The following is a 14592-nucleotide window of genomic DNA, read 5'->3' on the forward strand; positions in this document are numbered from 1 at the left end:
GAAGCTAACTTTTTTAATGATATGAAGTCGTTTTTAATGACTTATATAAGTCGATAAGCGAAAGTAGTTTTTAAAATTTAGTAAGTCAATATACTAAGAATTAATAAGTAACAAATTTATTAACAACTTAAAGGTCGTTTAAAAATTTATTTAACTGTTTTATAGCTTTCCCTCGATGTCCAATTTGATTCTTGAGTTTCAAATCCATCTCGGCAAACGTTTGTATATAGCCATTAGGTTGGAAAATAGGGTCGTAGCCAAAACCATGTTCGCCACTTTTTTCAATGGTGATGCGTCCTTCGCAAATACCTGTAAATATTTTTAATTCGTCATTAAGATGTAAAGCTATAACCGTTTTAAACTGTGCACTTCTATCATCTTTTAGTTGCAGTTTGGTTAAAAGTTTAGCCATATTGTCATTAGAATCTCGCTGTTCTCCAGCATATCTTGCTGAGTTAACCCCAGGAGCACCATGTAAAGAATTAACTTCTAATCCTGTATCATCGGCAAAGCAATCATAACCATAATTATCTTTAATATATGCTGCTTTTTGTATAGCATTACCTTCAATAGTTGTTTGGGTTTCTGGAATGTCTTCTAAACAACCAATGTCTTGTAGGCTTAACAATGTGATGCTTTTTGGAAGTAACGCTTGTACTTCTTTAAGTTTATTGGAATTGTTAGTAGCAAAAACGAGCTGCATATATTATAGGTTTAAGCACAAAAATAATTTAATATTTCTATGAAACTAAAATTTTAGTATCTTGATACAAACAAAATTTCTCCTTTATGAGTTCTATAAAAAAAGAAGATATCAAACAAGAAGTGTTTGATCTTTATGATGACTATACCCACAACAAAATTGATAGACGTCAATTTGCAGAAAAACTCTCCTTATATGCTATTGGAGGGTTAACAGTATCATCCCTACTAAGTTTTGTGTCTCCTAATTATGTAGACACTATTACAGTGAAGCAAGATGATCCTAGGTTAGAATCTAAATATGTGAATTATGACTCTCCAAAAGGCGGAGGTTCTATTAAAGGATTGTTATGTAAACCATCTAATACTAAAAAAAAGTTGCCAGGAATTGTCGTTGTTCATGAAAATAGGGGATTAAACCCTTATATTGAAGATACTGGTAGAAGAGCGGCTTTAGAAGGTTTTATCTCTATAGCTCCAGATGCTTTAACACCTCTAGGTGGTTATCCTGGAAATGATGACGAAGGAAGAACAATGCAGCGTAAGCGTGATAGAAATGAAATGCTAGAAGATTTTATTGCAGCTTTTGAGTATTTAAAAACACACAAGGATTGTGATGGCAATATAGGCGTTGTAGGTTTTTGTTTTGGAGGTTGGATATCCAATATGATGGCTGTTCGTTTACCTAATTTAAAAGGAGCTGTGCCATTTTATGGAGGGCAGCCTTCTGATGAAGATGCTGCAAAAATTAAAGCACCACTCATGTTGCAATATGCAGGATTAGATAAGCGTGTAAATGAAGGATGGGAAGATTATGAGAAAGTATTAAAAGCCAATAATATTGAGTACACTGCTCATTTTTATCCAGATGTAAATCATGGATTCCATAACAACACAACCCCAAGATATGATGAAGCTGCTGCAACTTTAGCTTGGACTAGAACAATTGATTTTTTTAAAGAAAAACTGAAATAGCCTAATAAAATGACGAAAAAATTAGCCACTAGAAGACAATTCATTGAAAAAGGTGTAAAATTTGGAATAGCATTACCATTAGTAGGTTCAAGTTTATTAGCATGTAATTTTAATGAAGAAAAAAAGAAAGAAATTGATATTTCTTCAAAAAAATTAAACATATTAATATTAGGAGGTACTAGTTTTTTAGGACCACATCAAATTGCTTATGCTTTAGGACGCGGACATTCTGTGACTACTTTTACAAGAGGAAAAACGGTACCAACAGTTCATCAAGAGTTATTTAAAAATGTCACCTCTTTAGTTGGAGATAGAAACAATGATTTATCCGCTTTAGAAACTGGTATTTGGGATGTGGTAATTGATAACTCTGGGAGGGATGTTGAGTGGACTAAAAATTCTGCAGAATTATTAAAAGACAGAACAGACTTGTATTTATATACATCATCTACAGGAGTATATTATCCTTATTTAGCAGATAATATTAAGGAGGATACAAAAGTACTTTTGGAAGAACCAGAAACACTTGAAGATGAGGAAATGCGTCTTGAATATTGGTATGGTGTTATGAAATCTAACTCTGAGTTGGCAGCTAGAAAAATCTATGGTGACGATAGAACTATAGTGGTTAGACCAACATATATGTTTGGACCAGCTGATAAAACGAATAGGTTTATACATTGGCCTTTAAGATTATCAAAAGGTGGAGAAGTTTTTGTTCCTGGAAAGCAAGAAGATCCAGTACAATATATAGATGTACGTGATGTAGCTGAGTTTATGATTCGATTAATTGAAGAAAAGCACTCAGGAACTTTTAATGCAGTTGGTCCAAAAACTGCTCAAAACATGTATGATTTTGTTGAAGAAGCGAGTAAAGCATTTGATGTAGAGCATACCTTTGTAAGAATAGATGATTATGAGTTTTTAAAGGCAAATAAAGCGCCATATTTAGTGCCATGGATAATGCCAGAAGGCAATAATTATGGATCAGCAAGAGCTAATGGAGATAAAGCTTTGGCAGCTGGTTTGACTTATAGAAATTTAAAAGATTCTATCAAGGAAACTTACAATTGGTGGCACTCAGACGGAGTTACTGACGACATGCGACAAAAGTTTGAGGATAACGAAAAAAATGTTTTTAATCGAGAAACAGAAATTATTTCAGCTTGGAAAAAGCACAAAAAAAAAGTTAGTTCTTAACTAACTCATTATATATGTCAAAATTTAAAACACCATTAGAAGCTTTTTTGTACTGGGAACAGCATGCTCCTAAGGTTCTTTTTTTAAAGCAGCCAATAAATGGAGAATATAGAACTTACAATTATGCTGATGCTGGTATTGAAATACGGAAAATTGCCTCAGCCTTAAAATCGTATAATTTGCCAGAAAGAAGTCATGTAGCTCTATTATCTAAAAATTGTGCGCATTGGGTCATGGCAGATATTGCTATTATGATGGCAGGTTTTGTTTCAATCCCTATTTATCCAACATTAAATGCATCATCTATTAATGAAATATTGGAGCATAGTGAATCTAAAGCCATCATTATTGGAAAACTTGATGATTATGAATCACAAAAAGTTGGCATTCCAGATATTCCAAAAATAAGTATTGAATTATATGGTCAATCTAATGGAGACCTTTGGGAAGATTTAATTAAAACACATAAGCCATTAGAATCTATCCATAAACAAGAGCCCTATGATTTGCATACTATTATTTATACTTCGGGAACTACTGGCATTCCAAAAGGGGTTATGCATACTTCTAGTAATTTAATGGTAAGCGCGCATACACTTACCGAGATATTTAAGCTGCCTAATAATATTAGATTATTCTCGTATTTGCCTTTAGCGCATGTTGCAGAACGCGTATTGATTAATGCAGGTGTAAATCTTGGAGGCACTATAGCTTTTGCAGAATCATTAGAAACATTTGCTTCTGATTTAGAAAAGACACAACCGCAAATTTTCTTCGCAGTTCCAAGAATTTGGACAAAATTTAGGGAAAAGATATTGGAATCTATCCCACAGAAAAAACTCAGTTTGTTATTAAAAATTCCAATACTTAATGGTATTATTAAAAATAAGCTAAAACAAAAGCTAGGCCTTAAGGAGGCGGTATTTATTTGTTCAGCTGCTGCGCCTATAGCTCCGAGTTTAGTGAAATGGTATAGAAAATTGGATATCACAATTTTCCAAGGTTATGGTATGACTGAGGATTGTTGCGTATCGCATTTTAATACGATTCATGATGATAAAATTGGAACGGTTGGTAAAACGCTTTATAATGTAAAGGCAAAATTATCTGCTGAAGGTGAGATTTGTGTTAAGAACGATTGTTTAATGAAAGGCTATTATAAAGAACCTGAAATAACCACATTTGTTTTCGATGATGAAAGGTATTTAAAAACTGGTGACATTGGTGAGTTTGATCACGATGGTTTTTTAACCATCACAGGACGTGTTAAAGATCAATTTAAGACAGATAAAGGAAAATATATTTCGCCTTCACATATTGAGCTAACATTATCTAAAAATACTGATATTGAACAAATTTGTTTGGTAGGTACAGGAATTCCACAGCCAATAGCTTTAGTAACATTGAGTGATTTAGGAAAAGTAAAGGATAGAGAAACATTATCAGTTAGTTTAATAGATAGTATAAATGCAATGAATCCAACACTAGAAAAGCATGAAAGGGTTGAAAAAATAGTTATTATGAAAGAAGATTGGAATGTTGATAATGGTTTAACTACACCTACTATGAAGGTAAAGCGAAATAGCATTGAGAAAATACATCAAGAGTTCTATACAAGTTGGTTTAAGGAGAGTGATACTGTAATTTTTGAATAAAAATGAATTTGACATTTAGAAAACTCTATTTTTCGGTTATATTAAAGGTAAAAAGCTAAATTTTCATGCTACTCAAGTTTTTAAATTTTCAAGATATTAATAACGAGATATTATCTTTTTACGGATGGTGGCAATTTTCTGTATGCCTCTTTGCATTTATAGCTTTAATTGCAATTTGGTGGCATATTGGTAAAAAGCAAAACGATTTTGGACAAGTTTGGTTGGCTCTTTCTGTATTGTGTTGGAGTTTCTCAGGAGCATTTGAAATTTATTTTATTAAAACAAATACAACATCAGAAATAGTTGTAGATGGTTGGCGTAGTGTATGGTCTTTACTAAATAGTTTATTTATTCTTTTAGCGTTGCCTTGGTTTAGGTATTTGCCTGAATCTATTGGGCATATTATAAAATCTAAGTATTGGATTTACATTGTAGGAGTTCCATTTTTGTTTTCAATTTTACCAACACTAAGTCGTATGTTATCTGGTAAGATTATTACTATGATTAATGAACTAGATGTTTATTACTCAATTTTTACGCTTGGTTTTTTAGGATATGTATTATGGGAATCCTTTTTGAAACGACGATTAAAAGCACTTGCTTTTTTATCTATGGTATGTATTCTAATAGTTTTAGTTGCACAGGCATATAAGCTATCTGGAAACGACATTAACTTGACATTATTCTCAGCTATTTTTAAGACTTCATTAATCATGATTTTCTTTGCTTTAGCATTGAGTTGGGTAAAAGAGTTAGCAGAAAATGTAATTCCAGATTCAAATAATTTTCACATAAAATTTCTGAGCAATAAATTATCATCAGGAAAAATTGAACATGTCGTTTTTTTGAAAGGATTTCCTGGTACTGAAAAACGTAAGGTTAAATTAACTCCAGCATTGTTTGAGCTTTTATCAAAATTTGCGAAACGGAAAATATCGAATAATGACGACTGGCTAGAAATTAAACCTAAAAACTTTAGTCATAGTAATAGAGTTTTCGATATTAACGATTATAATGAAGTAAAGCGATTGCTTATAGCATTGCTTGATGGTGTTTTTGGAAAGGATAGTTGGACGATTGATCATCACCTTAATCCTTTAAAAATGACACTTTTTGAAATGTCTGAAAAAAGAGATCGAAAAATTCGTTTAAAAATTCCAAAGGAGAATATTTCTATATAGCTTAGTATCTAACCTAATTTTGTCAGTAACTTATTTACTGACATTTATCTTTTTTTTCTGATAATTTGATTCTCTAAAAAATCATTTTTACACTTTGCGCTCTAATTCATAAAAAAATTATGGCTTCGAGACATCAACTACTTGTTCTAACATTTTTATTATTTCCATTCATCAATCAAGCGCAATCAATAGGATTCGACGAACAGATTAATAACGCTTTTATGCCATTTGCAACATGGTGGGAAGGCTTTATACTCTCTACGGTTAATATATTTGGGTTTGGCATCCCCATTGTTTTAATCTTACTACTCATAGGAGCTTTATTTTTCACCATTTATTTTGGATTTGTTAATATCAAACATTTTCCAACAGCTATTCAGGTTGTTCGTGGTAAGTATGATGACTTAGAATCTTTAAATACTGAAACAAAAGCAAACGTTTATGAGGTTGAAGGAGATATTATTGATACTATAAAAGACGAAAGCCACCATGGGGAAGTTAATCACTTTCAAGCGTTAGCAACTGCAGTTTCTGGAACGGTAGGGTTAGGTAATATTGCTATGGTAGCAGTTGCTATTTCTATAGGTGGTCCAGGAGCTACATTTTGGATGATTATTGCTGGTTTACTTGGGATGTCATCAAAATTTGTTGAATGTACTTTAGGTGTTAAATATAGAGATATTGATGAAGAAGGAAATGTCTATGGTGGACCGATGTATTATTTGTCTAGAGGATTAAAAGAAAAAGGATTTGCAAAACTGGGTAAGCTACTTGCTATAACTTTTGCAGTTTTATGTGTAGGAGCATCGTTTGGTGGAGGTAATGCATTTCAAACCAATCAAGCTGCAGCTCAAATTATTGCTAGATTTGGAATTGAGGGTTCAGCTTCTGGAAGTATTATAGGTTTTATTTTTGCCATTATAGTTGGTGTGGTTATTATTGGAGGTATTAAGCGAATTGCAAAAGTTACTGAGAAAGTAGTTCCATTAATGGCTGTGCTATATGTTGCTTCTGCATTATTTATCATTTTTTCAAACTTTAGTTTTGTAGATGATGCTATTAGTTTAATAATAACCGAGGCCTTTACACCAAAAGCGACAATAACTGGAGGTTTTATTGGAGTAATGATTCAAGGATTTCGTCGTGCTGCATTTTCAAATGAAGCAGGAGCAGGTTCGGCTGCAATTGCACACTCTGCAGTAAATACTAAGTATGCTGCTTCAGAGGGTCTTGTTGGCTTGTTAGAACCCTTTATTGATACTGTTGTTATTTGTACAATGACTGCAATTATTATCGTCATGTTTAATATGGATGGAGCTTTTGTTTATGGAGATGTTATAAACGGACAAGCTTTAATGGCTGATGGCTCTAGACTTGGAGGTGTTAATTTAACGTCGTTGGCATTTGATAATGCTATACCTGGATCATCTTATGTACTTGTGGTTGCTGTTACTTTGTTTGCTTTTTCAACTATTTTGTCATGGTCGTATTATGGTTTGCAGTCATGGAAGTACTTATTTGGTAGAGGAAAGCTTATTGATTTATCTTATAAAATTATTTTTCTAATGTTCACAATTTTAGGTGCTGCAATAACCTTAGACGCTGTTATTAAATTCTCGGATGCTATGATTCTTGCTCTTGTGTTTCCAAATATGATTGGGCTATTATTTTTATTTCCAAAAGTTAGAGAAGAAATGCATCGTTATTTAAAAGCTATTAAGGGGCTTAAATTAAAAAATGCTAAATAAATTGTTAATCATATGATAAAAATCATCTAAGTATTAAAATATGTCTAGTACTTTTATATCATTGTTAAACTTAATACAAAACACTATGACAATTAATATTCAATATGTACATATGGCAACAAGTGAAGCTATGAACGAATATGTGACAGAAAAATTAAATAAACTAGGAAAAAAATATGATTGGATTATAGGTGCTGAAGTGCATTTTGCAGTGGAGCATAATGATAAAACCAAAGGAAAAATTTGTAAGATAGAACTAAGTTTACCTGGACCAAGAATTTTCGCAGCTTCTAATGAGGATAATTATGAAGATGCTGTAAAACACACTATAAAAGATTTAGAAAAGCAGCTTAAAAAACGTAAAGAAGTTTTTAAAACACATTAATAAAAGGGAGCCAATTGGCTCCCTTTTATAGTTTTTATAGACTGCGGATATATGTTGACTATAAATTTTTCTTAAAAAATTTGCATTACTAGACGAGTGGTCATATCTTTGCTTCTTTAATATAATTTATGCTGAAAACCGTAAAACATGATGCCAAAGCAGATTTCCTTTTAGAAAAAGGAATGGAAATACTATGGAGTAAAGGTTACAATGGTACAAGTGTAAACGATATTGTAAAAGCTGCTGATGTTCCGAAAGGATCTTTTTATTTTTATTTTGATTCAAAGGAAGACTTTGCAGTCAAAGCAATAGATAAATATTTTAATGGTCATTTTGCTTTAGCTAAAGAGATACTGGAAGATAAATCGATTTCCCCTAAACAACGACTTCATGATTTTCATGAGTTTAGATACAATATATTAAAAAATGAAATGTGTTGTAAAATGGGTTGCTTAGCAAGTAATTTGGGTAACGAAATGTCAGAACACAGTGAAAGGATAAGAATAGCAATCTTTGTAAAAGAAGAAATATTACTGTCCTTAATTACAAATGTTATACAAGAGGCAAAAGATTTGGGTGAGATAAATAATCCTATGAAGGCTGAGGTTATTGCAGCTTTTATAGAAGATGCAGGTAAGGGCTCTATGATTAGTATGAAAGAAATGAAAAGTTCGGAACCAATCGATAATTTCATGATTATTGTTAAAGAGGTTCTATTACAATAATTTTTTTGATTAAACAATAGACGACTGGTCGATTATTAAATTAGTTTGATTTTTTGTCATCTTTTATGTTAAGTATACGTCAATATAATATAAACCACTAAAACAAATTAGTCATATATAAGTGACTGGTCAACTAATCAAATTTAATAAACTATGAATGCACTAAAAAAAGCAGGTAATATAACAAATACTTTTACGAAAAAATGGACTGATTTTGTAATTAAATATAAATGGCCAGTATTAATCGCTACACTACTGTTAGCAATAGGATTGGGTTCAAAAGGAAACATGGAGTTTGATGGCGATTATCATGTGTTTTTCAGTAAATCAAATCCAGAGTTAGAAGCTTTTGATGCACTTCAGGAAAAGTATACAAAAGATGATAATGTTATCTTGGTATTATCTCCTTCTAATGGAAATATTTTCACAAGAGAAAATTTAACAGCAATAGAAGAGTTAACAGCAGAAGCTTGGAATACACCCTATTCTTCTCGTGTTGATGCAGTAACAAATTTCCAGCACACTAGTGCTAATGGGGATGATCTTTATGTTGACGATTTATCCTATGAGTCTTCTTCAAAAACAGACTCTGAAATACAGAAAATAAAAGAAATTGCTTTGAAGGAACCTTTATTGGTGAATAGAATTCTCAATAAAACCGGAAGTGTAACAGCTATTAATATTACCGTAAGGTTACCTGGTATTGATATTAATGAAATACCAGGAGAAGTAACACCTTTTGTTAGGAATATGATTTCTAATTTTAAAGATAAGCACCCAAATTTTGAGATACACTCATCAGGGTTAATACCTATGAACACTGCTTTTTTTGAAGCCTCTATGAAAGATTTGGGACTGACTATGATTATGTTAATAATTGTCATTATTACTACGTTTGTTTTAACCAGAAACATTTATAGTACCCTTGCAACACTAGTTGTCGTTTTATTCTCAATAATAAGTGCTGTTGGTTTTGTTGGGTTAACAGGTATTAAACTTACACCTCCATCATCAGTATTCCCAACTATGATAATGACTTTAGCAGTAGCTGATAGTATACATATCTTAATAACTATGCTGCAAAAAATGCGAAAAGATGGTTTAAACAAGATAGATGCTTTAAAGGAGTCTATGCGACTAAATTTTATGCCTGTATTTATTACTAGTTTAACAACAGTTATTGGATTTTTAACCATGAATTTTGGAGATGTTCCTCCATTTTGGGATTTAGGGAATATTACCGCCTTTGGAATGGCTATGGCATTCTTGTTTTCTACTACTTCTTTACCAGCATTAATGGCAATTTTACCATTGAAATCTAAAGTTACCAAAGAAGTTGTTAAGAAGAAAGCAGGTATATATACCCAGCTGGGAAATTTTGTAATAAAACAGCCAGTACGTTTAGCGGTTATTTCAATTGTAGTGATTTCTGGGCTAACCTATTTAGCTACAAAAAACACATTTAATGATGAATTTATTAATTATTTCGATAAAACTGTTGAGTTTAGAAATAGTACAGATTATATAAGTAAAAACTTAACAGGTATCTATAATGTAGAATATTCTGTTGGTAGTGGGGAAAGTGGAGGAATTAATAGTCCAGAATACCTAAAAAACTTAAATGCTTTTGAAGATTGGCTCAATAAGCAACCTGAAGTAATACATGTAAACGCCTTTAGTGAAGTAGCAAGACGTGTTAACAGGTCTATGCATGGAGACGATGAACGTTTCTATCGTGTTCCAGAGAATAGAGATGAAGCAGCACAATATCTATTGCTTTATGAGCTCTCATTACCTTTTGGCTTAGATTTAAACAATCAAATCAATGTTGATAAATCCGAGACACGTGTTACTGTAACTACTAAAAATATTTCTAGTGCAGAAATGATCGCTTTTTCTAAGAGAGGCGAACAATGGTTACAGGATAATACTCCAAAACCTATGCATACCATTGGAGTAAGCCCAACATTAATGTTTTCAAAACTTGGGTTTAGACAAGCTGATAGCATGTTGAAGGGGAATATAATCGCATTAATTTTAATTTCATTAGTATTAATGTTTGCACTTAGAAATTTCAAGTTAGGCTTATTAAGTATTATTCCTAATGTAACTCCAGTATTGGTAGGCTTTGGAATATGGGCACTATATAAGGGACAAATTAATACAGGAATGGTGATTGTTTTTGGGATGACACTAGGAATTATTGTTGATGATACCGTACATTTTATGAGCAAGTTCTTAAGAGCCAAAAGAGAATTAGGGTATGATTCTAAACAAGCAGTTGTCTATGCTTTTGAAACCGTTGGAAAAGCTTTAGTAACTACAACCATTGTGCTCATAGCTGGATTTGCAGTATTGTCTACATCATCATTTGCTTTAAATAGTTATATGGCAAGAATTACAGTTATAATTATTATAGCTGCATTGGTAATAGACTTCATTTTACTACCATCATTATTAATTCTTACAAGCAAAAAAGAAGATATAGTAACTAAATAAATAGGAATAACACAAGAAACTTTTTTAAGAACAAACAATAATTAAATATATAAAAATGAAAAAAACAGTTTTAGCCATAGTATTATTAAGTGCAATAGGAGCATATGCACAGTCTGCTGAAGAAAAAGGAATGCAAATAGCTCAGGCAGCCGAAAAGGCTGATTTTGGATTCAATAGCTCCACTGTTGAGTTAAAAATGACTTTGAGAAATAAAAATGGACAAACAAGTGAGCGTTTGTTAACAACTAGTACCCTTGAGCTTAATGAAGATGGAGATAAGTCGTTAATTGTTTTTAATAGCCCTAAAGATGTAAAAGGCACCTCTACTTTAACTTTTACTCACAAAATAGGAGCAGATGACCAATGGTTATTTTTGCCTTCTATTAAAAGAGTGAAGCGAATTTCGTCTAACAATAAATCTGGTCCTTTTGTTGGTAGTGAGTTTGCCTATGAAGATTTGTCATCACAAGAAGTAGAAAAATACACCTATAAATTTCTTGAAGAAAAAGGAGATATTTTGGTAGTAGAGCAAGACCCTGTAGACCCAAAATCTGGCTATACAAGACGTGTTGTAAATTATAACAAGGCCAAAGGGTACCGAATAGAGAAAGTAGAGTTTTATGATAGGAAGAATGCTTTATTAAAAACACTTACCTATTCGGGATATAAACTATATAAAAATAAGTTTTGGAGAGCTGCAACATTTAAGATGGTTAACCACCAAAGTAATAAAGAAACACTTTTGGAATTTAGCGATTATAATTTTGATGCAAATCTTTCTGACGAAGATTTTACTCAAAATGCACTTCGAAGAAGTAATTAATATTTTATTAGTTAGTTAAGTAGTTGTGTAAGGAATCGGAAGCTTATTAAATTGATTTCCGGTTCCTTTTCACTTAAATTATTTGTTATGAAAAGTATATTACAATTTATTATTATAGTTTTTTGTTCATTTTCGATTATAGCTCAAGAAACAAAAGAGAAACAAGTAGTTGATGATTTTGAACTAGAAATTGAAGGTGAGTATCGACTGTTTTATGATGATGCATCATTTGATAAACAAAAAAATCATTTCCCATCATTAGCCATTCGTCCTAAGTATACTCTAGAATGGAATAAAGGTTATGAAAATATAACTATTGAAGGATTTTACAGACTTGATGTTGATAGTGAGCGGACACATTGGGATATTAGAGAGTTGTATTATCAAAAGGTTAAAAATAATTGGGAGTTAAGTATTGGGCTTAAAAAAATATATTGGGGAGTTACAGAAAGTAATCATTTAGTTGATATTATCAATCAAACTGATGCTGTAGAAAGTTTTGATGGTGAACAAAAGCTGGGACAACCTATGATTCAGTATTCGTTAAACACCACCATTGGTACGTTCGATTTATTTTATTTGCTTTATCATAGAGAACGACTATTTCCAGGTAATAAAGGCCGCTTTAGGTTTCCAATTGTTATAGATAAAGATCAAGTGAGTTATGAGAGTAGTGCTAAAGAATGGAATCAGGACGTTGCTTTTAGATGGTCTCACTTTTTTGGCGCTTTTGATGTTGGACTTACACACTTTTATGGAAACGGTAGAGAGCCATTATTTATGTTCGATTCATTTGGAAATATAAACGCATTCTATCCAGTAATTAATCAAACAGGTTTAGATATGCAAATTACTAATGGGGCTTTTTTATGGAAACTAGAATCAATATATCGTTCTTCTAAAACACAAGATTTTTTTGCTTTGGCTGCTGGTTTAGAATATACATTTAGTAATATAGATGGCAATGGTTTGGATATAGGAATATTGGGAGAATACTTATATGATGAACGAGATGAATTAGCGTTAACTGCTTTACAAAACGACATTTTTTTTGGAAGTAGAATTGCGTTCAACGATATTCAAGATACCTCGATTTTAGTTGGCGGAATTGCAGATTTGGAATCTAGTAGTAAAATTTTTAGCGTTGAGGCCTCCCGACGCTTTGGTAGTAGTTTGAAAGCAGAATTGGAAGCAAGGGTTTTTAATAATATAGATTCTAGTGAACTTCAATTATCAAACTTTAAGAATGATGGCTTTTTAAGATTTACTATAATTAAATATTTTTAGACAAAAGTTATATTTACTTACCTTTAAAAAATGAATATCGAGGAATATCGTTTGTATTGTTTATCTAAAATGGGAGTTACCGAATCTATCCCATTTTCAAAATTCCCTAATGTACTCGTATTTAAAGTAAAAAGTAAAATGTTACGGCTACAGACATAGATACATTTGCAAATTTTAGCATTAAGTGTGATTCGGTTACTATCGATCAGTTACGGGCTCAATACCCTGCACTTCAAGTTTTAGTAAGAAACACTGGAGTAAGGTTGTAATGGATGGTTCTATTTCGAATGAAGTGTTATATAAATGGTTGGATATATCTTATAATCTTGTTATAAATAACCTTTCAAAGAAGGAACGTTTGGAATTAGAATCCGAAGATTAAATATAAAAGGAGCTATTCATTATATAGCTCCTTTACTTTCTTTAAATTATTATTAACTATTCTCTGCCAAGTAGCCATCCTATAATACCACCAGCTACGGCAAATCGCACACCAAAGGTTACTGCACCAGTAATTACTCCAGTGAGGTCAGTTAAATCAGTAGTAGTTGCAAACAATTCTAAGGTAGGTAAAGCACCTAGAAATAATCCAATTATTAGACCAGTCTTTGCACCAGTACTAAAGGTTTTAATTTGTGCCCACTTACTAAAAATCATTGTAATTAGTGTAGCATACAATACTTCCATTAAAATAATCATTGGTAAATTTAATTCTTCAGCAGCTATGGATTCAACTCTAGATCCATTCAAAGCATGATAGCCAAGAACAACATAAATTAAATAGCCAAGACCAAAAAGGGCAACAGTTCCGCCGAGAACGGCTAATACATTATTTTTCATATTAGTTAGTTTTATAAAACTCCTTTTAAAGAAGTTCATGTTAGTTACTCTAAATATACAAAAATAAATAACTGATTATTAGAAAGATATGAATAGATTATCTATGATGGTAAGGTTCATTCTTCAAAATAGTGAAACCTCTATACAGTTGTTCTATAAAAAACAAACGGACCATTTGATGCGAAAAGGTCATTTTAGATAATGATAATTTTCCTTGAGCTTTTTGATATACCTCTTTAGAAAAACCATAAGGACCACCAATTACAAATATTAATTGCTTAATCCCAGAATTCATGTGTTTTTGTAAGTAGTTAGAAAACCCAATAGAATCTAATTGTTTTCCATTTTCATCTAATAATATTAAAACATCAGACGTGTTTACTTTGGTTAAAATTAAGTAGCCTTCTTTCTGTTTTTGTTCGGCTTCACTTAGATGTTTAGAATTTTTAATATCTGGAATAATTTCAAGATGAAACTTAATATAGAAGCCCAAACGCTTAGTATACTCTTCTATGAGTTGCTGTAATTGTTTATGGTCAGTTTTACCTATGGCTAGAAGTTTTATAGTCATA

General features: G+C 31.8%; 13 protein-coding genes. 10 read left to right on the plus strand and 3 right to left on the minus strand.

From position 1 onward, the window contains the following. Positions 1-127: 127 nt before the first annotated feature. The gene (locus ABGB03_RS05110) at positions 128-703 is read right to left on the minus strand and encodes a non-canonical purine NTP diphosphatase (protein WP_347925399.1); all 576 of its coding nucleotides are present in this window, start codon (positions 701-703) and stop codon (positions 128-130) included. 86 nt (positions 704-789) lie between these two features. On the opposite strand from ABGB03_RS05110, the gene ABGB03_RS05115 reads away from it, so the two are divergent. The 10 genes from ABGB03_RS05115 (at position 790) to ABGB03_RS05160 (ending at position 13180) form a co-directional block, all read left to right on the plus strand. Next, positions 790-1677, plus strand: coding sequence for a dienelactone hydrolase family protein (locus ABGB03_RS05115; RefSeq protein WP_347925400.1), 888 nt, complete (start codon positions 790-792; stop codon positions 1675-1677). 9 nt (positions 1678-1686) lie between these two features. After that, the gene (locus ABGB03_RS05120; RefSeq protein ID WP_347925402.1) at positions 1687-2877 is read left to right on the plus strand and encodes an NAD-dependent epimerase/dehydratase family protein; all 1191 of its coding nucleotides are present in this window, start codon (positions 1687-1689) and stop codon (positions 2875-2877) included. Positions 2878-2891: 14 nt separating this feature from the next. Then, positions 2892-4532 carry an AMP-binding protein gene (locus tag ABGB03_RS05125; protein WP_347925403.1) on the plus strand — a complete coding sequence of 547 codons (1641 nt, stop codon included), beginning with the start codon at positions 2892-2894 and terminating at the stop codon, positions 4530-4532. Positions 4533-4597: 65 nt separating this feature from the next. Then, positions 4598-5713: a hypothetical protein gene (locus tag ABGB03_RS05130; RefSeq protein ID WP_347925405.1), complete on the plus strand. Its 1116-nt coding sequence runs from the start codon at positions 4598-4600 to the stop codon at positions 5711-5713. Positions 5714-5832: 119 nt separating this feature from the next. After that, positions 5833-7461, plus strand: coding sequence for an alanine/glycine:cation symporter family protein (locus tag ABGB03_RS05135; protein ID WP_347925407.1), 1629 nt, complete (start codon positions 5833-5835; stop codon positions 7459-7461). An 85-nt stretch (positions 7462-7546) separates the two neighbouring features. Further along, entirely contained in the window at positions 7547-7846 is a 300-nt protein-coding gene (gene raiA / locus ABGB03_RS05140; RefSeq protein WP_347925409.1) for a ribosome-associated translation inhibitor RaiA, read from the plus strand. A 128-nt stretch (positions 7847-7974) separates the two neighbouring features. After that, positions 7975-8571 (plus strand): TetR/AcrR family transcriptional regulator, encoded by a 597-nt coding sequence (locus ABGB03_RS05145; RefSeq protein ID WP_347925411.1) that lies wholly within the window; start codon positions 7975-7977, stop codon positions 8569-8571. 153 nt (positions 8572-8724) lie between these two features. Beyond that, entirely contained in the window at positions 8725-11070 is a 2346-nt protein-coding gene (locus tag ABGB03_RS05150; RefSeq protein WP_347925413.1) for an MMPL family transporter, read from the plus strand. 55 nt (positions 11071-11125) lie between these two features. Further along, positions 11126-11893 (plus strand): outer membrane lipoprotein-sorting protein, encoded by a 768-nt coding sequence (locus ABGB03_RS05155; protein ID WP_347925415.1) that lies wholly within the window; start codon positions 11126-11128, stop codon positions 11891-11893. An 87-nt stretch (positions 11894-11980) separates the two neighbouring features. After that, a complete protein-coding gene (locus ABGB03_RS05160; RefSeq protein ID WP_347925416.1) occupies positions 11981-13180 on the plus strand; it encodes a hypothetical protein in 1200 nt (399 codons plus the stop codon). A 438-nt stretch (positions 13181-13618) separates the two neighbouring features. On the opposite strand, the gene ABGB03_RS05165 is transcribed toward ABGB03_RS05160, so the two are convergent. Further along, a complete protein-coding gene (locus ABGB03_RS05165; protein WP_347925417.1) occupies positions 13619-14020 on the minus strand; it encodes a hypothetical protein in 402 nt (133 codons plus the stop codon). A 97-nt stretch (positions 14021-14117) separates the two neighbouring features. Beyond that, positions 14118-14591, minus strand: a complete 474-nt coding sequence (gene rlmH / locus ABGB03_RS05170; protein ID WP_347925419.1) for a 23S rRNA (pseudouridine(1915)-N(3))-methyltransferase RlmH — start codon at positions 14589-14591, stop codon at positions 14118-14120. Between the last annotated feature and the right edge of the window lies 1 nt (position 14592).

The sequence above is a fragment of the Pontimicrobium sp. SW4 genome (genome assembly GCF_039954625.1).
GTDB lineage: Bacteria > Bacteroidota > Bacteroidia > Flavobacteriales > Flavobacteriaceae > Pontimicrobium.

Coding starts and splice junctions, on each gene's coding strand:
- ABGB03_RS05110 (WP_347925399.1), bottom strand. CDS start 703: ATGCAGCTCGTTTTTGCTACTAACAATTCCAATAAACTTAAAGAAGTA.
- ABGB03_RS05115 (WP_347925400.1), top strand. CDS start 790: ATGAGTTCTATAAAAAAAGAAGATATCAAACAAGAAGTGTTTGATCTT.
- ABGB03_RS05120 (WP_347925402.1), top strand. CDS start 1,687: ATGACGAAAAAATTAGCCACTAGAAGACAATTCATTGAAAAAGGTGTA.
- ABGB03_RS05125 (WP_347925403.1), top strand. CDS start 2,892: ATGTCAAAATTTAAAACACCATTAGAAGCTTTTTTGTACTGGGAACAG.
- ABGB03_RS05130 (WP_347925405.1), top strand. CDS start 4,598: ATGCTACTCAAGTTTTTAAATTTTCAAGATATTAATAACGAGATATTA.
- ABGB03_RS05135 (WP_347925407.1), top strand. CDS start 5,833: ATGGCTTCGAGACATCAACTACTTGTTCTAACATTTTTATTATTTCCA.
- raiA (WP_347925409.1), top strand. CDS start 7,547: ATGACAATTAATATTCAATATGTACATATGGCAACAAGTGAAGCTATG.
- ABGB03_RS05145 (WP_347925411.1), top strand. CDS start 7,975: ATGCTGAAAACCGTAAAACATGATGCCAAAGCAGATTTCCTTTTAGAA.
- ABGB03_RS05150 (WP_347925413.1), top strand. CDS start 8,725: ATGAATGCACTAAAAAAAGCAGGTAATATAACAAATACTTTTACGAAA.
- ABGB03_RS05155 (WP_347925415.1), top strand. CDS start 11,126: ATGAAAAAAACAGTTTTAGCCATAGTATTATTAAGTGCAATAGGAGCA.
- ABGB03_RS05160 (WP_347925416.1), top strand. CDS start 11,981: ATGAAAAGTATATTACAATTTATTATTATAGTTTTTTGTTCATTTTCG.
- ABGB03_RS05165 (WP_347925417.1), bottom strand. CDS start 14,020: ATGAAAAATAATGTATTAGCCGTTCTCGGCGGAACTGTTGCCCTTTTT.
- rlmH (WP_347925419.1), bottom strand. CDS start 14,591: ATGACTATAAAACTTCTAGCCATAGGTAAAACTGACCATAAACAATTA.